Consider the following 18,431-nt stretch of genomic DNA (forward strand, 5'->3'; position numbering starts at 1 on the left):
ATTCTGACTTTAAAAATCTTACTTAAATACAAAAATAATATAAAACCTATAAACCAAACTAAAAAAGCTGTTATAACTTGACTTACACTTTCAAAATACAACATATTATTTATTTATTACTTTTATTACGTTTTTAATAAAAATTTCTTTAGAAAAATCTAGTACTCTTTCTGTAGACTTGTCTTTTAAACTATTTCTTAATTCATTATTATCCATAATTAAGTCCATTGCTTTAATTAAACTGTTAAGGTTATTAGGTGGAATCAAAATACCATATTCCCCTATCTCCATATTTTCTTCCAATTGTTCTATATTAGTATCACCCATTAAAATCTCTCTTGGACCACTTGTACAGTCAGTTGATATAATAGGTAAGTTACAACAAAGTGCTTCTGCTAATACATTGGGAAAACCTTCATAATTTGATGTAAATACAAAACAATCACTTTTTATTAAGTACTTAAATGGATTAGAATCAAAACCAATAAGTTGTACTCTATCAATTAGTTTATATTCTTTTACTTTTGCTATCAAATAACTATAAAGTTCACCCTTTCCTATAATTATCAATTGAGCATCGTTAAATTGTTTTAAAGCCTTCAAAATAAGCTCATGGTTTTTACCCTTATCTAATCTACCAACTGTAACAAAAGTAAATCTTGATGAATCAAACGTATCAATTTCATCTTTAGTACATTCAATTATATATTGATAGTCTACAGGATTATATAAAGTAGATAATTTACTATTATTAAGTTGAAAATTTCTTTCTAAATCTTTTCTATTTCCCTTTGCATTAGTAATAATACTATCTGCATAAGGATAGAAAAAAGTAATCATCCTTTTGTTCAATATCGAATTGAAACTTTTCGATCCGTAATATAATGAAGGAGTACCCCTCTCATTAACAATTGTTTTTATAGTTGAAGAAAAAAGCTTTTTACTTAAAATGTTTATGTAGTTTGATCTTGTCAATAAAGAAAAGCTAATATCAATTTGTTTTTCTTTACAAAGCTTGTAATACTTATATGCAAATATAGGCAATGCTATTAATTTTGTAATTATATTACGCTCAAAAAAACCTGATTTATCCAAACATATAATTGGGATATTGCTAGGTATTTGATACTCAACAACTCCATTTAAAATAACTAAATGGATATTGTAATATTTATTTAATTCAGATACTATTATTGAAACAACTCTTTCCGCTCCACCACCAGCCATAGAATTAATCAAAATAGATAAGTTTTTTTTCATAATTTAGTTACTTTCTACCAACTGCCACCCAGTAAGGTACGGCATCATTAAAAACTATATCTTTTAAGCCAGCTTTCCCCATCATCTCGTGAATTTCCACTTTCGAAAAACGATGTTCTAATCTTGTTGAAAATCTATCAAATGAATCTGTTTTCATAGTATAAAAACTTTTATCTCTATACGCACTTAAAGGGAAGTTATCAACTGATAATCCAAGTTTTTCTAACAATAAGGAAGTTCTTGCCAATGGCAAATATACCAATAATGCAATTACTTTTGTCACCAATAATTTTAACCTGTTGGGCATTTTAGAAATAATCATTCTTACTATATTGCTAGCCTTCCATAAAGCTTTATACCAAAATGGTTTATTATCAAGTGAGTAGTACAAATAAATTAAAAAGAACCCTCCGCTTTTTAATTTATCAACGCAATTCTTTATTCCTTTTGTAGTATCTGGTATATGGTGTAATACACCTAATGAATAGCCAAAATCCATTGAATTATCTTCAAGTTTAATTTCATCAACACCATTATTTAAAAATTCTACATTATTGAAGTGAGATAATTTGTTTTTAGCTACATTAAGAGCATCAATACTAGGATCAATACAATAAAGTTTACCTACTTTTGGCGCAATTCCTTCTGCCCACCGACCACTACCACAGCCCAAATCAAATCCAACAGAATCATCATTCAATTTTTCAAAAGGAAATATTTTAAAATATCCTTCAAAAATATCGTCATATTCTTCTTCTACTAACTTATCTTGTTTGTAAGTTTTCCATTGATAACCAAATCCACTTACTGTTTTGTTATCTATATTACTCATTCTGTTGCCTTTATATTATACTTTTATTAAGTTATGATCTTCAATTTTATAGATCTTTTCACATTTGTTAATAGTACTTAAACGATGTGCTATTATAATTAGGGTTTTATCTTTAGATATCTTATAAATTTCATTCATTATTTGACTTTCAATATTTTCATCAAGAGCCGAGGTAGCTTCATCTAAAACTAAAACTTCAGGATCTAAATATAATGCTCTTGCTATTGCAATTCTCTGCTTTTGTCCTCCACTAAGCTTTATTCCACCTTCTCCAACCATGGTATTAAGGCCATCTAAATTTGTTTCCAAAAAATCTAAAATCTTTGCTTTTTTAAGAACTTGTTTTACTTTATTTTCATCATAGAAATTACCAAATGAGACATTTTGACCTACTGTTCCTTCAAAAAGATACACACTTTGAGGTATATATCCAATTTTATTACGCCATTGTTTAACATTTGAATTGTCTAAAAACTTATTATCAATTTGTATCGTTCCAGAAACAGGTTTATACAATCCTAATATAATATCTACAAGTGTACTTTTCCCAGAACCACTGGGACCTATAAATGCAATTTTTTGATTTTTCTTAATCTCTAAATTAATGTTATTCAAAATCTTCTTATTCATTTCATACTCAAAGAAAATACTATTTAGTGTAATTGAATTATTAAATTCAACTTTTTTCTCTCCCAGTTGTTCTCCATCATATATTAAATCATTGTGAATCAAATCTAATGACTTATGATAATACATTATTTGATTATACCCAACTAGTAATCTATTTGCAGAAGGCATTAAACGATATAACCCTAAAACAAACATGGATAAAATACCCATTAAAGTAGAGACATCACTTTCCTGTGTATAAACTAAATATACAATGACTAATGTTATCATACCAAATCCCAATGTCTCTAAAAAAAGTTTTGGAAACTGGGCTAAAGTTTCATATAGCGTAATAGATCGAGTAAAGGACTTACTTGTTTTTCTAAATTCCTGAAAAATCATTTGGTCATTTGATTGTAATTTTATAATTTTATAATTTCCAAATGTACTACTTATTATTTCAAAAAACTTTTTTTGATACTCTTCTCTTACCTTTCCTTGGTGTTTAATTTTTGATGAAACCTTTTTAATCAAAAAGACAGTATTTATCCCTAAAAAAAATGTCATTAAAATAGTAATTTTCCAATCAATATATAAAAAAACACTATAGATAAAAGTTACAACAAAAAACTCACTGGTCATAAGTAATAGTGCCGATATTATTACAGATAAATGTTGTGTTTCATGGGTCATTATTTTTGTTAAATCACTGCTATTTCTATTTATAAAACTATGATACGACATTCCTAAATAGTTTTCAAATAACTTGTAAGCAAATACGTGTATTTTACCTTTTGAAAATAAAGCTAACATATAGATATATGTGATATTTATAAAGCCTCTAAAAAGATAAAAAGTCACTAATAATAAGCCAAAAACCACTACAAAATCATGTGGGTTTGAAAAGCCAAATAAATCATAAAAATACTTAAAGTATTCATTGCTATTAATTAAATCAAAATTACTTGCAATTGATATAAAGGGCATAATTGCAGCTATTCCGACTGTTTCTAATAAAGCTACTATTATTGAAAAAAAAATCAATAGAAATAATAATCGTTTATCTTCTTTCGATAAAAGTAAATTTAGTTTTTTTAAAATATACAAAGATGTCCTTTATTTTAATCTCATTATATTCCATAAAATATATTCAAAGTTTTTACCTTTTTGATGCTCATTGAATACTTTAATTAAGAAATTTTTATTTACACTATCATCCAAAATATTTATTTTTTCAAATACTATATCTTTTAGTTCTTTTCTAAACCAGGTCTGAAGAGGTACGCCAAATCCTTTTTTAGGGCGCTCAACTAACTCTTTTGGTATATGTTTATACAATATATCTTTTAATATTGATTTAGGACCATTTCTTAGTTTCAATTCCGGTGGCAAAGAATATGCATGTTCTACTAGCCGATGATCTAATAAAGGAACTCTAGCCTCTAAACTATATGCCATACTTGCTCTATCAACTTTAGTTAAAATATCATCCTTAAGGTATCTATGAAAATCTAAGCGACTAAACTTATCAAATAAATTAGTATTATCATCATTATACTCTAGTATATCATATAAGGTTAAACTAGATTTACCAAATGCCTCATTAATGTAATCTTGGTCAAATACAGAATTAACTTCCCAAGGTTTTATTGCACTATATAAAATCGAATACAAATTTTCTTCACTCAGATTATTAAGTGGAAAACTTAATTTTTGCAATTTATCTGAACAACTATATTTCATTAATATTGACATAACACTTCTTAAAGGTTTAGGTAGCACCTTTAATTTATTAAAATACTTATTAACCATAAAATACCTGTCGTATCCTAAAAAAAGCTCATCACCACCATCACCACTTAAGGATACTGTAACTTCGTCTTTTGTAATTTTAGACAAAAGCATCATAGGTAAACTGGAAGCATCTCCAAATGGTTCATCATAATGATTATCATACTGATCCACCAATGCTAATACATCATTTGCTTTGAACTTATATTCATAATGATCAGTTTCTAGATATTCAGCAATTTGCTTTGCATACATAGATTCATCATATTTCTTGTCTTCAAAGCCAATAGAGAACGTTTTTATTCTATTTGATGACTCTTTTTGCATAATTGAAGTTACTAAACTACTATCAATTCCTCCACTCAAAAAACTTCCGACTTCAACATCAGATAACAACCTATACTTAATTGAACTATGAAGTAATTCTTCTGTTTTCACAAGAGCTTCATTATATTCAATGTTTTGTACAGAAGAAGGAATGTCCCAATATTTTTTTGTCGTTGTAGAAACTCCATCAAAAGTTAAATAGTAACCAGCTTCTAACTTATTAATACCTTCGTAATACGTATTATTCTTTGGGATATAACCTAATGTCATAAATTGTATTTTAGCTTTTTTTGATACTTTTTCTTTTAAATGATTAGGGAAAGCTTTTAATTCACTTGCGAAAACAAATTCATCACCACTATTACTATAATATAATGGTTTTATTCCAACCCTATCTCTTATTAAGTATACTTTTTGCTCAAGCTTATCAAATAAAGCAATGGCAAACATTCCAATGAGTTTTTCTAATGTTTTTTCTATTCCTAATTCCATAAAACTGTATAAAATTGTTTCTGTGTCAGAAGAAGATATAAAAGAATTGAACTTTAATTCAGCCCTAATTTCATTGTGATTATATATTTCCCCATTAAAAACTATGACATATTTATCATTTTCCATTGGCTGAACAGCACTTGTTGATAAATCTTGTATTGCAAGACGATTATGCCCAAAAAACAATACCTTATTTTTTAAAGTATACTCTTTTACAGAACTATTGTCTGGCCCTCGGTGTTTTAATCGATTATTATATCTTTCGAACTCTTTAATATCAAAACGTGGATTATAACTTCCAAAAACACTACACATAGAACTCTTTTATCATCTTATTTAACTCCTTAACTGGCATTATATGTGCATACTCATGACTATAAAAGTATACATTTTGAAGATCCTTATAATAGTTCTGAGTTAAATTATTTTTAGCTTCATATCCATAAATACATTGCTCTTCTTTACCATATGTTAATATATACTTCGTAGATTGTTGTTTAATCATACTTTTAATATATTCAGGTGAATACACATTTCTTATGTTACTAATAATTATTTGATCAAAGCTTCCGTAATCTAATATTGAATTAAATATTGAATAGCCAGAAGACATAATTGTCATATAGGGTTCTGCTTGTAAAGATACATATAAACAAGCTTCTGCACCTTGTGATAATCCATTAAGAATTACTTTTTGTTCATTTGTTTTACAATATTTAACGAGGGCCATGGCATCAATCAAATATTTAACGCTATATGAACTACCTTTGTTTAATAGCGTTTTATACAATGCATTATAAGAGAGTTTATATTCGTTATTATGAATTGACAAATAGTCTTCATTGGGCTTTATTAAAACAAAATGTGTACTCTCTTCTAACAACGCTGAAGGTGTTCCAAATGTATTGTGATATGTTCGTATATTGTTTGTCACAATATCGTAAGAGTGATTTTCTCCACTACCTGGAATTGTTAGAATAACATCATTAGACTTTTTCCCATTTGAATAAAAAAATGCTTCTTGCGTTAGATCATTCACCTTATAAACTAATTTACATATTTCTCCATTTTGATCAAAAGATACCAATTCTATATTCTTATATGCATTAAAAAAATATTGGCTTGGTATACTCATCTTATCTAAAATATTCTCGAGGGAATTCTCATCAGTAATTGCATTATAGCGCAATTGTGTTGTAGGTAAAGATTCTGTAAAAAATATATCCAGTGGACTTTCATTAAATGTTCCAATTTTTTCATTCTTTACTCTTTTTTTAAGTTTTACAGCTATAAAGTTTTTATATTTGTATAAATAGTAAAAAGGGAATATCTTATAATGTCCAATAACAACACCTATTAGTATGGAAATAAAAAAAACAACTACTATAAACAAACTTAACATTTATTATCTTTATAGTAAGTTTGAAATATATCTAACCATTCATTCATTATTCTCTCTATAAAACTTTTATACCAAATTTGTATATATGTTTCGTCATATCTTTTTTCATCAAAATTACTTAATAGTTCAAAAACACCATTAATTGTCTTTTCATGAAACATTGGGGGAATATTCTCTTGTTCAGATACCGTATAGTTTTCCTTGGGTATAAACCCTACCAGGTTTTTTCCTGATGCAATAGCTTCCCAGCCACTACATCCTATTGTATCAATCATAAATTGGTCAACTATCAAATCTGAATACTGTATTACTTTTAAGATACAGCTTCTACTTGTTTTGGGTATCCAGATAATATTCTGTTCAATCTTCAATTCCTGAATAAGTTTTTTAGATTCTTCAACATCAGGACCATATTCTACTAATACCAGTTTTGTTTTTTTTAAAGTTACATTTGAAAATTTGGCAAAACCTCGAATTAATACGTCATTACCCTTTGATTCTGCAACCCCATAAAAAAACTCCACGTTTTTCCACAAATGTCTTGCTTGTGAGAATATTAAAAATTCTGTTCTCTTTCTTGTCTCAATAATTAGTTTTTCTATTTTATGATTATCACAAAAAGATTCTATATCATGAACAAGAGGCCTTCGTAAAGTAATATAATCTCTTTTTAGATTTTTTAAAGGTTCAGTGAGGTAATCACTTATTATTTCATTAATTATGTGTTTACTTTCAAGAATTCCTTTTTTCTGGTATCTTCCAATATTCCATAACAAAAAATCTCTGGGTTTTAAGGAAAAACTCTTGAATGGCACTTCATATAAATCTGAACCATATTGTGCAAAGAAATCAAGTTTAAGTCCTGCTTTTTTAAAAAAAGCAGGACTAAAGCCTGATCCAATATAAATATCATATCCATCCAAGTCTTCTATTATATTTTGTTTAGATTTAACAAAAAATGATTCAGGTGAACCCCAGGTTAGCTGTTTAATATATTTTTTATAATCTTTATATTTTGTATCATTACAAGGTAAAAAATGTTCCATCTCATTATTAAACAAAAATAAATCTGCAGCTATTCCTTTATCTCTAAGATGCTTCATAAAAACAAAAAGCATATTATTCATATTACCAATACATGCAATTTTCAATATATACTCGTTTCAAGACTTGAAATAAATCTTTTCCGTATTGATTTAATAACCTCTATTGGTTTCATTTCTACATCATCATAGATTATTTTTAAAACTTTTATTTTACTCTTTCCAGTAATGATCTTTATATAACCTTCTTCTTTATTAATCTCAGATATTTGACCTGGTATTGCAAAATACTGCTCATTATCATTGCAGATTTCACAGTCTTCAAAGATGATTTTTTTTCCTTCATAATACGAATATGCTCCACTAAATGGCTTTGCACTTGCATTAACTAGTCTTACAATGTCACTATTAGAGCTTTTCCAGTCAATTTTAGAATCTTCAGGTATTCGAGGATAACATCTTATAATATCACTTAAATCAGTTGATTGTCTATATAATACATAACTTTTATCTAGTTTCAATTTTCTTAATGCATCAAAATATAATTTTGGACAAATTTCTTCAGCCCATTTGTAAACTTCACCTGCTTTTGTATTCATTAAAATTTTTTTATAGTCTTTTGCAACAACAGGTCCGGAGTCTAATTCACCACCCACCATATAATGTATACACAAAGGTATACTTGATTCTCCATTTATAATAGCCCAATTGGGAGTTGCATTACCTCTATATTTAGGTAAATCTCCTAAATGTGCATTTAATATTCCAAGGTCAAAACATTCTATTATTCCTTCTGAAATAGTATTTGTATAGTTCATACTTATTCCAATATCGCAATCTAATGAACTTATTTGTTCTTTTAAACTATTAATTTTGTTAGTGGAAATAAAATACGCATTAATTAATTTTGAAAAATTTTCAAAATCTATTTCTGAAACATCGTATTCAGGAGCAGCTGGAGCTGTAATTACAGCTTTTATAGTAAAGCCCTTCTCATGTAGTAATTTTGCTGTGTTGAGTAATGTTTTTGTTCTACCTATTATTGCTATGTTCATTAACCCTCCTTATAATATCATATAAAAAACCTTCTACTCCAATATGATTTACATTCTTATGTTCCTGTAAAAGGGCATGTTCACGATGCCATTCTCTACTATTTTCGTATCGATTTAAGTTTTCTGTATTAAGAAAGATATGAATTGGATGAAAATCAAATACTTTTATTCCATCATACTTTAAATAATCATCAATAATCCAACTATCTTCATATAAGCAATGAATATCATCTTCCCAAAAATGAGGAACTCTTAATAATTTATTATCAAAGTGTTTAAATGGTTTATTAATAATACCTGAATTGTGAGGTAAATAAATATTACAGTCATAGGTTAAACCATATTCACTAAAAAGTTTTAAAAGTTCTGTTTTTTGTTTTAGATCATGACTTCGAACAGATTTCGCATTAGGTACAAAATTTAAATAGTATTCTAATACTTCCTTTAAGTTTTTTCCATATCTAAAATCTCCATTTACCAATGGATTAAAATTAGGATGTATACCAAGTTCTATATTTTTATTTGATTTCATTCGGTCTAATAAGACTGTGTCATGAGTAACAAAAACTGTTGCTTTTAAATTATTTTTTTCTATAATATCTAATGTGTATTCTAATACTTCATCTGATGCCCAGTCAATATCAAAGGTCAAAAATATTTTATTTTTCCATTCTAAATCATTTACATCAATATTTTCTATAATATCAAACATCTACTCTTCCATTTTCTTAATTGAAGTATAAATAAGTGAACCTTCTAATTTTTTTTCCATCACCAACTTATTAAAATTCCATGTTTTATTTTCATATTCAACTTCATTTACTATTATAGATGATTCAACTAAAGAGATATATGCAATTTCATTTTCAATAACAATCTCACCTAGTTCCTTATCCTGAAAAACCTTATTAGAAGGTTTAGTTATCCATAATATCAGCTTTTTTTCATCTAAATATGCAAATGCTCCAGGATAGGGACGTGTTTGTGCCCTTACAAAATTATACACTTGCAAAGCATTTTGATTAAAATCTAATATTCCATCAGATTCTGTTCTACGAGGATAAACTTCAAGACTTTCCTGATTTTGTTTCGTAAAATTGATTTTACTTTCTTCACTTAGTAAATTTTTTAAAATACTTTTTGTAGTTTCTGTTACTTTTTTATATAAAGTATCAATGGTATCATCAAAGTCTATGTTAATTTTCTTCTGCTTAACGATATCTCCACCATCAATACTATTATCCATTTTAAATATTGTAACACCAGTATCATTTTCACCATTTATCAAGGCCCATACCAAAGGTGACCATCCTGCATATTTTGGTAAGAAAGAAGCATGTATGCCCCAAACACCATTTTTTGGGATTACTCTAACTGCTTCTGGTACCATATAGTACCAGCCTGCAGCAATAATAACATCAGGATTAAAATTAGAAATTTCTTCTTTATATGCAGATAAAGATTTTTCTTCAGCTACTTCTCTAATAGGTGTGTCTTTTAAATATTTATACTCATATAAGTCAACATGATTAACATTATTTATTTTTGTTTTACTTTTAGGTAATACAATATTTTCTTTAGTTGTATAAATTGCTTGTATTTTAATATCATTATTAACTAGAAAGTCAATTAATTCTAAACTAAACTTTGTTGCCCCTAAAAAAATTACATTCATTAATTAGTAATCCTATATTAAATTTTATTATTTTTATACCACTCAGCAGTTTTTAAAATACCTTCTTCCAAATCTATTTGTGCTTTAAATCCTATAATATCATCTGCTTTTTTTGTTTCAGGTATTCTTAATTCAATATCTGCAGATAAAGGGTCTTTAAATATAATTTTCGATTCTGAATTTAAAACTCTACATACGACTTCTGCCAAACCATAAATTGTTGTTACGGCTCTTGCATTTCCTATATTAAATGATTCTCCGACAGCTTTTGGATGTTCTAAAGACTTTAATAGACCTTCAACCATATCATCAACAAAACACCATGCACGAATTTGTGTTCCATCCCCATATATAGTAATGTCTTCATTATTCAATGCTTTTCTAATAAAAATTTGTATTGCACCTTCACCAGTTTGTCCAGGTCCATAAACATTAAAAGGTCTTACAGTAACAGTTGGTAAGTTATATTGTTTGTAGTATGCATGAGCCAAGTGTTCTCCAGCTAACTTACTAACAGCATATACCCATCTTGATTCTCCAACTGAACCTGCAACACTATTTGTTGCTTCATCAACTCGATAGGCCATCGAACCAAAAATTTCAGATGTTGAAAATTCAAGAACACGATTTTCTATCTTATTTTCTACTGCTGCTCTTAAAACATTAGAAGTACCAACCATATTTACTTCCATAGTTGTAACAGGATATGTTGAAACAGTATCAATACCAGCAATTGCTGCAGCATGAACAACTATATCCGCTCCTTTCATTGAATCTCTAATTAGTTCATAGTTTAATATATCACCTTCAACTAATGTAATGTTTTTATGGCTCAATAAATTTGTATGTTTTATTGTATTTCGTGCTAAATTATCAAAAAGTACTAGTTCGTTATCATCACATAATCTTGACGCTAATGTTGAACCAATAAAACCAGCACCACCCGTAATAAATATTCTCTTATTCGTTATCATCTTCTCTCCTATAGTTATTTAAAATTGTATCCCACAAATATTTTTCATCTGTAAATTTACGTGATAATTTTTTCTGTTCAATTATTATATTATTATATAAACTTGTATCATTATTCAAAATTCTTGTTACTTTTTGAATGTACTCATCTCGTGAATGTGCCATTCCACTTTTAGGGACAATTGACTGTATATTTACAAAAGTATCAAAAGATTTATTCACATCATAATAGTTATCCTCTAATGAGATAACTGGTAGTCCACTCAAATAAGCCTCTATTTTGGTCGATCCTCCATTTGCGGGGAATGTATCAACCATAACTTTTGATTCTTTCAAATATTCTATTGCTTGCAGCCAACCTTTATCGATAATCTTACCTGTATTATCTACATTCGAAATGTCATAATATCCTAGATAATGTACTCTTTCAAATAATGATTTTTTCTTAAAAAAACTCTCTATATCAGAAAGGTATTCAGTCTCATTTCCCATAAAACATAAACTTGTTGTTTTATTAATAAGTAAAATTTCACTAATAACTTCAAGCCAGTCATTACTCAATTTTGACAATCTGCTATGAATAAATATTATATCTTTTTTATCTTCCAAAGCTATTAATTTTGGTAATTCAATATCTCTTTTTGCATAAAAAAACATATATCTGAAATTCTCAGTATTCAAGTTTCCTTTTAACTTATGAGAATATAGCCTATGTTCTTTTATTTCATAATAAGGAGGTAATTGAATTTGACCATGTAAGTCAATTCGATTGTTGAATGTTGGTATATTACCAGCTGAGATATCAATTATGTAGGGAGTATCAATGCCTTCAATAACTTTTTGATGTGTAAAACCGCAAAAAGCAGACGGTATCGTTAATAATATATCAACTTTGTCTTTATTTATTTGAGTAACAACTTTTTTCCAATCAAATTTGTCTTCAAAAATTCTTTTAAGAATATTTATTATTCCATTTCTTGAATGATCCATTTTCAATTGATACTCATTATAATTATATTTTTTTAACTCTTCATCTATTTTTTCTGTATACTTTAAATCATATAAAAAAATCTCTATATTTTCTGGTACATTCTTGAAAATTGATGATTGAAAACTTATACTTCCAGTTATAACATAAAAAAAACCAATTTTTATTTTATTAGAATTCTTATTTTTTGTTCTCTTTTCTCGAACCAAATTTGGAAATTTTTTTCTGTAATTAGATAATAATCCCTTTTCATGATATTGGATTTTTTCCAATTTCTCAGGTCTATTAATTTGCTGCTGTCGAACAAATATATACCTTATAATAAATGAACAAAAAAATGGTAAGTATCTTAATAACTTATACATATATCATTAATCTCCAATTAATAATTTTTAACAAAATTTAATTTAATATAGTTCACAATTTTATCTGACATAACCTCTAAACTTTCTACATCAGGGTTTAAGATAATATTTGGACTTTTTGGCTCTTCATATATTTTATAAATTTCAGTAATTCTAGTACTATCTTTCACTTCTTTATCCAGAATTAGTTCATTAAGCTGCCTATTCGTTTTCACATAAATTTCTACGTGATTCATGACCATATTCTTAACATTAAGTCTAGATTCTTTATATGGAGACGAAAATACAGATATTGTAGAGATTAAATTCGATTGTAAAATCTTAATTAAATGTCCAACTCTTTCGAGATGTTTATTTCTATCTTCTCTAGAGCTAGTTGCATTGGGCAATAAATCTACAATATCAGATCTATCAATCTTTTCTACCAAAAAATCTTCATTTTTCAACTTTATATAAACCTTATTAGCAATGAGCGTTTTACCAGATAATGGTAAACCTGTAAACCATATGCTAAAAGGTTTTACTTTTCTTTTGCCAAATCCTACTCTGTGCCACATTCTCTCATGAAAAAAATATAAAACAATTTTTGCAATTGTTTCTACGAAACCCGCCATAATTGCAAGATCAAGACGTCCAAAAAATACATAAACAATTATAATAGTAACAGTTGTAGCTAAAACTCTCCAACTGATACCTTTTATTAATGATCTTAATTTCGTTTCTTTATTCATACATTACCGTCTGCTTTTAACTGTATTATCCAATTGTTTGTTTTTATAACCTGTTGCTTTATAACTAACATCTAATGCTGTAATAGCATTTCGTCCCGATTTTATTTTTTTTAGTTTTGCGATAACATCAACAAATGAATTTTCGAAAATCACTTCTTCATTGTTCATAACAATTTCAAATGGTTTTAAAAAGAATGTATTATGTCTTATAAATGATGTTAAGACCTTAACGTTAAAAATAGGATTGTTTGTTGCGCCTAGTTCATTTATGAGTAATCCTATAATTGGAGTATTTGTTAACTCAAAATCATCATGTCGTATAAATCTTGTTCTTTCCATAAATGACTGATACCTATAGGTTAAATCTTCTTTTGAATTAACACCAACTAAAACAATTCCATCACGATTTACCAGTTTTTCTTGGATAAACTTCATTGAATCTTGTTTCGTTTGAATAATACAATGATAAGGATATTCTTCATCTTTATACTTTTCAACAAATTTAGGAGAAGGGCAAACTTCACAAGCAATACATCTATAAATATTTTCCTTAATTAAAGTAAATATTTCTAATTCAACATCTTTATTAGAATATTTATCAAAATACTCTTTTACTATATTTAAATACTTATTTTCTTCAGTATCCATTGTAACCAAAACAGTTATTTTTACTTTTTCATTCTTTTCTTCTCCTGCTTTCAAAATTGAAGCAAGATGAGCTACTTGTCTACCTGTACCATAACTTGTTAAATTACCAAAATCATCATCAACAGCTTTTCCAACATCACCTGCCCAAATGGTACCGCCATATTGACAAGATGCTGGTCCATTTCCAATTACAACTGAATCTTGCATCAATGCTTCATATAAAGAATAAATATTTGTCGTTTCCTGACCACCATTTCTTTTTGCACCACAAGAGATAACTCCAAATGCTTTATCTTTAAGAAGTTCAAATTTTTGAGTTAATTGTAAAAATTTGTTTGCTACAGAGGACCTATCTCCAAAATATACTGGAGTTCCAAGGATAACACCATCTGCATTTTTAACCTTTTCTAAAAGTATTTTATATTCATTATCATTAATTGACAAAGTATCAATATCTTCTAAATCTTCTATAGAATCATAATTTAATACCTCTCCATATAAATTTAAATTTTGATGTGCAAAAAGGTTTGTAATACAAACTAATTCTATTTTCGAATTATTTGTTACTGCTCCAACTAAAGCATGAGCAATTCCTATATCTGTATTTGAATAGATTAAATTGGATTCTTTTATAAATTGATTTAACTCTTCTGAAGATTTAGACTTTTCTATCATATCTTTTAGTTTATCCATATTTTTATGATTAGACCTAATAGAACCTACTACTCCAAGTATTAATGTTTGTTTAGACATTTTTTCTCCTAATTTTATATTTTAAAAAATAATTTGTTTTTTATTTTCATAAAGCCTACGCTCTCTATTGCTCCAAAAATTTTATCCTTATTTCTTTGATAAAATTCTATTTCATAATAATTTGAAATATCAGTAGCAACACCATTACCAAAAACAACCTTTAAATCCAAAGAAATTGCATAATCTAGTGCTTCTTGTAAATGTTGTAACGAGCCATATTTACATAATTTTATTTTAACAAACTTTGCACCTATATCATATGATTTTCTAATATCAGAAAGAGTATATATAGACTCGTCAATCATTATTGGAACTTTAAATTTCTCTTTTACAAGTTTTTCTAAATCTTCCCAACCACTTCTACATACTGGTTGTTCTAAATAATCAGTATTTGTACTTATGCACTCTAAAGCTCTTAAAAAATCACACGATTGTTCATAAGAAAAACCGCCATTTGCATCAAAACGTATATGCAAATTTTTTAAATTAATTGTTTTAAGCTTTTTTACAAATTTAATTTCCCGTAGGATATCTTTACCAACTTTTATTTTAACAGTATTATATCCTTTATCTACAATAGAATTGATTATTTCTTGAAGATTATCGAATTCATTTTCAATTTTTAAAGAATACACTAATTCACTATTTCCCAATTCTAATTTATTAAAGACCAAATCAATATCAATTTGTCTCTCAATTTGAGGAATCAAAGAGGAAAGTGCAAATGAATTGTTTTGGTTGACTCGTTTTTTAAGAACAGATAGCGCAAAGGATAACTCCTCGTTAATAATCTTTTCTCTTACTGCACTCAATTCCTTTAAAACATCTTCAATTGTTTCATCAGTATATCCAACTAATGGTGTCACTTCTCCTAATAACTTGTCGTTTCCAATAACAATTTCAACAACAATAGAATCATAATAATTTAAAGTTTTATACGATAAGTTATAGCTTTCAATTAAAGGAATTCTTTTAACATTAAAATGAATATCTATAATTTTCATTTTAGTTTTTATACTCAAAAGTATTAAAATATCTTATAAATTTAGTATCTATATATCGGTCATAATCAGCCATTGTAACCTTGAGCTCTTTACCTTGAATATAATCAAGCACCATTAAGTATTCATTAAAGTCATCATAGTTAATTGAGGTTGACCATCTTGGATTAATTTCTATAAGTTTATCTCCAATGTATTGAGTACATATATATCCTTCTACATTTAGTGTTTCGGCAATTTTTCTATTTATTTCAAAAATTTCCTCATTTCTTACAACTGTTGCTTTCGTAATTGTTCCATTAATTGCTTCTTCTCTAGTTCTAACACTCTGAAATAAAACCTTCCCTTTAGAACATATCATATTACTATCATAATGTGTCCCTTCAAGTTTCTCCATTAATATTAACTTTGGAATATAACTACTATTGGTTAACATATTTTTTAAATCACTTACTGACAGAGTTGGAAATGTATTTTTACTATTAAAAAAATGTTCAGCGTCAACTTTTTCATCAGTTAAAAAAGCAAATCCTCTACTTCCAGATCCCTGAGATGGTTTAATAGAGAGTTCGTAATTTTTAAGTTTTATTAAGCCCTCTTCTAAATCATTAATATTTTCTATCAGATGATATTTCATAAATGGGATATTAGCATGTTCCGTTAAATAATTATAAGAATCTGCCTTATCTAATGAGGTTTCTAGTGTTTTTAGGTTTGTTACAACAGGTATACAGTTTAATTCTGTGAATTTACTTTTTTCTTGTGCAATTTTATAACATTCTAATTCTCCAGATGGAATTATTATATCAATCTTTTCCTTTTTAACAATTTCTAATAATGCAGGTATATACTCCTCACTATCCTGCCTAGGTAAAATTATAAATTTTTTACAATAAAATTTTCCTATTGAATCTGGGTTTAAATCACCTGCGTAAATTTCATAATTGTTCTTATTTAAATGACTAAATAAAGAGACTGTACTCGAGTTGTTTGCAACTGTAAAAAAAATTCGTTTCATTATAACTTTTCCTCTATTCATAAATATAATTGTTATACCAACTCTCAGGATGAGTTAATAAGTGCATAATTTTCGGGTTGTCTATCATATGTTCAATAGGAGTTCGTCTATCATCTTCTAATAATTTTCCATTTCTATATGATTTCCACTGTGTCCATTCGCTGTCACTAACATATAGACAATTATCCCATAGCTTTTTGTCATACGCTTCATAAATTAAACCAAAATCTTTAGGACTATTGTTTTTCCAAAAGTCCAGATTATTAAAAGGTGTCCTATCACCATGTGATGCAGTTCCATATATCTTTATTTGAAATAACACTTCAAATAACTTTATCTCTTCTTTTAATAGTTTTAGATTGTCTATTCCACAATAACCATTGACATCTTCAAGTTCGGTATGGACCCCTATTTCACATCCAATTGAAATTAAATCCTGAATAATTTTTATATTTCCAATTGAGAGTAAATTATATTCTGGAGAATGTAATCTAAGATAAATACTTGCTTTTATCTCCAACTCCTTAAATATTTTATAAATAGTTTTCAATCTACCTATTTCAACATCTACATCTATTCTATTAATAAAGATTTTCTCATTATTATCATATTCATTTTCAAAAAACTCTTTTAATGTTATAACCTTGTAGTTATTCTTTAGAACATCTTGAAATATCTTTTTGTAAAAACCAAATGTAAAATCACACATATAAAACCTCTTCCAATTTTTTTCTATCAGGAAAGTTTACTAATACACCCATGTCTTTTTTTTGATACATAACCATACTTCCTATTGAACATGCTGAAACATTTGTTTTTTGAACAATTTCACTAATATGATTTAATTTCCCACAACCACCGTTTGCGATAACTGGTACTTGTACATTACTTACTATGCTATTTACCAGTTCTATATCGTATCCGTTCCAACTACCTTCATTATCGATTGAAGTAATTAGTATTTCGCCTACGCCCGAATTTTCAAGATTTTTTGCCCACTCATCTGGTTTAAACTTTTGTTTTCTTTTACCATGATGAGAATAAAGACTATTCCTTCCCCAAAAGTCCTTTTTCACATCAATTGACCCTACAATACTTTGAGCACCAAAGTATTCAGATATTTTTTCAATCAATTGCAAGTTATGATAGGCATTAGAGTTGATTACTATCTTTTCAAAACCAATTTCAAATATTCTTTTAGCATCCTCAAGTGTCTTTATATTTCCTCCATAAGAAAGGGGCATAAAACACTCATTTGCTATATCTTCAAGGATAGAAAAATTTATCTCTCTGTTCTCTTTAGACGCAAAAATATCTAAAAACATTAACTCATCAACTTCTAATTCATTAAAAATTCTAACAGTATTTACAGGATCACCAATATAGTTATATTTTCTGAACTTTACAGTTTTTACTAAACTCTCATCTTTAAGAAGTAAACATGGAATTATTCTTGTTTTCAACATTAT

17 protein-coding genes are annotated in these 18,431 nt (G+C 27.5%); all 17 read right to left on the minus strand.

Features of this window, described 5'->3' with window-relative positions:
- Window positions 1–105: 105 nt before the first annotated feature.
- From ACNI28_RS03625 to ACNI28_RS03705, 17 genes are read right to left on the minus strand one after another with little or no spacing between them, the layout of a single operon-like run.
- On the minus strand, window positions 106–1,260 hold the full coding sequence (locus ACNI28_RS03625; protein ID WP_419765619.1) for a glycosyltransferase: 1,155 nt from the start codon (window positions 1,258–1,260) through the stop codon (window positions 106–108).
- Between the two features lie 7 nt (window positions 1,261–1,267).
- Complete coding sequence (locus tag ACNI28_RS03630; protein ID WP_419765620.1) at window positions 1,268–2,092, minus strand: class I SAM-dependent methyltransferase; 825 nt, start codon at window positions 2,090–2,092, stop codon at window positions 1,268–1,270.
- 15 nt (window positions 2,093–2,107) lie between these two features.
- On the minus strand, window positions 2,108–3,808 hold the full coding sequence (locus ACNI28_RS03635) for an ABC transporter ATP-binding protein/permease (protein ID WP_419765622.1): 1,701 nt from the start codon (window positions 3,806–3,808) through the stop codon (window positions 2,108–2,110).
- Between the two features lie 9 nt (window positions 3,809–3,817).
- Complete coding sequence (asnB, locus tag ACNI28_RS03640) at window positions 3,818–5,626, minus strand: asparagine synthase (glutamine-hydrolyzing) (protein ID WP_419765623.1); 1,809 nt, start codon at window positions 5,624–5,626, stop codon at window positions 3,818–3,820.
- Window positions 5,619–6,713, minus strand: coding sequence for a hypothetical protein (locus ACNI28_RS03645; protein ID WP_419765625.1), 1,095 nt, complete (start codon window positions 6,711–6,713; stop codon window positions 5,619–5,621). The genes asnB and ACNI28_RS03645 overlap by 8 nt, the downstream gene beginning before the upstream one ends.
- Window positions 6,707–7,864: a glycosyltransferase gene (locus ACNI28_RS03650; protein WP_419765627.1), complete on the minus strand. Its 1,158-nt coding sequence runs from the start codon at window positions 7,862–7,864 to the stop codon at window positions 6,707–6,709. Before ACNI28_RS03650 ends, ACNI28_RS03645 begins: the two co-directional genes overlap by 7 nt.
- Window positions 7,861–8,811, minus strand: coding sequence for a methionyl-tRNA formyltransferase (locus tag ACNI28_RS03655; protein WP_419765629.1), 951 nt, complete (start codon window positions 8,809–8,811; stop codon window positions 7,861–7,863). Before ACNI28_RS03655 ends, ACNI28_RS03650 begins: the two co-directional genes overlap by 4 nt.
- On the minus strand, window positions 8,789–9,523 hold the full coding sequence (locus ACNI28_RS03660) for a polysaccharide deacetylase WbmS family protein (protein WP_419765631.1): 735 nt from the start codon (window positions 9,521–9,523) through the stop codon (window positions 8,789–8,791). The genes ACNI28_RS03655 and ACNI28_RS03660 overlap by 23 nt, the downstream gene beginning before the upstream one ends.
- Complete coding sequence (locus ACNI28_RS03665) at window positions 9,524–10,486, minus strand: methionyl-tRNA formyltransferase (protein WP_419765632.1); 963 nt, start codon at window positions 10,484–10,486, stop codon at window positions 9,524–9,526.
- A gap of 17 nt (window positions 10,487–10,503) precedes the next feature.
- Complete coding sequence (locus ACNI28_RS03670) at window positions 10,504–11,460, minus strand: NAD-dependent epimerase/dehydratase family protein (RefSeq protein ID WP_419765634.1); 957 nt, start codon at window positions 11,458–11,460, stop codon at window positions 10,504–10,506.
- Window positions 11,447–12,811: a hypothetical protein gene (locus tag ACNI28_RS03675; protein ID WP_419765635.1), complete on the minus strand. Its 1,365-nt coding sequence runs from the start codon at window positions 12,809–12,811 to the stop codon at window positions 11,447–11,449. The genes ACNI28_RS03670 and ACNI28_RS03675 overlap by 14 nt, the downstream gene beginning before the upstream one ends.
- A 17-nt stretch (window positions 12,812–12,828) precedes the next feature.
- Window positions 12,829–13,542: an adenylyl-sulfate kinase gene (locus ACNI28_RS03680; RefSeq protein WP_419765637.1), complete on the minus strand. Its 714-nt coding sequence runs from the start codon at window positions 13,540–13,542 to the stop codon at window positions 12,829–12,831.
- 3 nt (window positions 13,543–13,545) lie between these two features.
- Window positions 13,546–14,943 carry a flavodoxin family protein gene (locus ACNI28_RS03685; protein ID WP_419765638.1) on the minus strand — a complete coding sequence of 466 codons (1,398 nt, stop codon included), beginning with the start codon at window positions 14,941–14,943 and terminating at the stop codon, window positions 13,546–13,548.
- Between the two features lie 14 nt (window positions 14,944–14,957).
- Window positions 14,958–15,947, minus strand: a complete 990-nt coding sequence (locus tag ACNI28_RS03690) for an enolase C-terminal domain-like protein (protein WP_419765640.1) — start codon at window positions 15,945–15,947, stop codon at window positions 14,958–14,960.
- 1 nt (window position 15,948) lies between these two features.
- Window positions 15,949–16,962: an ATP-grasp domain-containing protein gene (locus ACNI28_RS03695; protein WP_419765642.1), complete on the minus strand. Its 1,014-nt coding sequence runs from the start codon at window positions 16,960–16,962 to the stop codon at window positions 15,949–15,951.
- 13 nt (window positions 16,963–16,975) lie between these two features.
- On the minus strand, window positions 16,976–17,671 hold the full coding sequence (locus tag ACNI28_RS03700) for a hypothetical protein (RefSeq protein WP_419765644.1): 696 nt from the start codon (window positions 17,669–17,671) through the stop codon (window positions 16,976–16,978).
- Window positions 17,664–18,428: an AglZ/HisF2 family acetamidino modification protein gene (locus ACNI28_RS03705; protein WP_419765646.1), complete on the minus strand. Its 765-nt coding sequence runs from the start codon at window positions 18,426–18,428 to the stop codon at window positions 17,664–17,666. The genes ACNI28_RS03700 and ACNI28_RS03705 overlap by 8 nt, the downstream gene beginning before the upstream one ends.
- Window positions 18,429–18,431 lie beyond the last annotated feature (3 nt).

The organism is Arcobacter denitrificans (SeqCode), from assembly GCF_048571185.1.
In the GTDB taxonomy this organism is placed as follows: domain Bacteria; phylum Campylobacterota; class Campylobacteria; order Campylobacterales; family Arcobacteraceae; genus Arcobacter; species Arcobacter denitrificans.

Excerpts from the sequence above, each read along its gene's own strand:
- ACNI28_RS03690 (WP_419765640.1), bottom strand. The coding sequence starts at position 15,947 with ATGAAAATTATAGATATTCATTTTAATGTTAAAAGAATTCCTTTAATT.
- ACNI28_RS03645 (WP_419765625.1), bottom strand. The coding sequence starts at position 6,713 with ATGTTAAGTTTGTTTATAGTAGTTGTTTTTTTTATTTCCATACTAATA.
- ACNI28_RS03660 (WP_419765631.1), bottom strand. The coding sequence starts at position 9,523 with ATGTTTGATATTATAGAAAATATTGATGTAAATGATTTAGAATGGAAA.
- ACNI28_RS03655 (WP_419765629.1), bottom strand. The coding sequence starts at position 8,811 with ATGAACATAGCAATAATAGGTAGAACAAAAACATTACTCAACACAGCA.
- ACNI28_RS03675 (WP_419765635.1), bottom strand. The coding sequence starts at position 12,811 with ATGTATAAGTTATTAAGATACTTACCATTTTTTTGTTCATTTATTATA.
- ACNI28_RS03695 (WP_419765642.1), bottom strand. The coding sequence starts at position 16,962 with ATGAAACGAATTTTTTTTACAGTTGCAAACAACTCGAGTACAGTCTCT.
- ACNI28_RS03685 (WP_419765638.1), bottom strand. The coding sequence starts at position 14,943 with ATGTCTAAACAAACATTAATACTTGGAGTAGTAGGTTCTATTAGGTCT.
- ACNI28_RS03700 (WP_419765644.1), bottom strand. The coding sequence starts at position 17,671 with ATGTGTGATTTTACATTTGGTTTTTACAAAAAGATATTTCAAGATGTT.
- ACNI28_RS03670 (WP_419765634.1), bottom strand. The coding sequence starts at position 11,460 with ATGATAACGAATAAGAGAATATTTATTACGGGTGGTGCTGGTTTTATT.
- ACNI28_RS03705 (WP_419765646.1), bottom strand. The coding sequence starts at position 18,428 with ATGTTGAAAACAAGAATAATTCCATGTTTACTTCTTAAAGATGAGAGT.
- ACNI28_RS03665 (WP_419765632.1), bottom strand. The coding sequence starts at position 10,486 with ATGAATGTAATTTTTTTAGGGGCAACAAAGTTTAGTTTAGAATTAATT.
- ACNI28_RS03630 (WP_419765620.1), bottom strand. The coding sequence starts at position 2,092 with ATGAGTAATATAGATAACAAAACAGTAAGTGGATTTGGTTATCAATGG.
- ACNI28_RS03680 (WP_419765637.1), bottom strand. The coding sequence starts at position 13,542 with ATGAATAAAGAAACGAAATTAAGATCATTAATAAAAGGTATCAGTTGG.
- ACNI28_RS03625 (WP_419765619.1), bottom strand. The coding sequence starts at position 1,260 with ATGAAAAAAAACTTATCTATTTTGATTAATTCTATGGCTGGTGGTGGA.
- asnB (WP_419765623.1), bottom strand. The coding sequence starts at position 5,626 with ATGTGTAGTGTTTTTGGAAGTTATAATCCACGTTTTGATATTAAAGAG.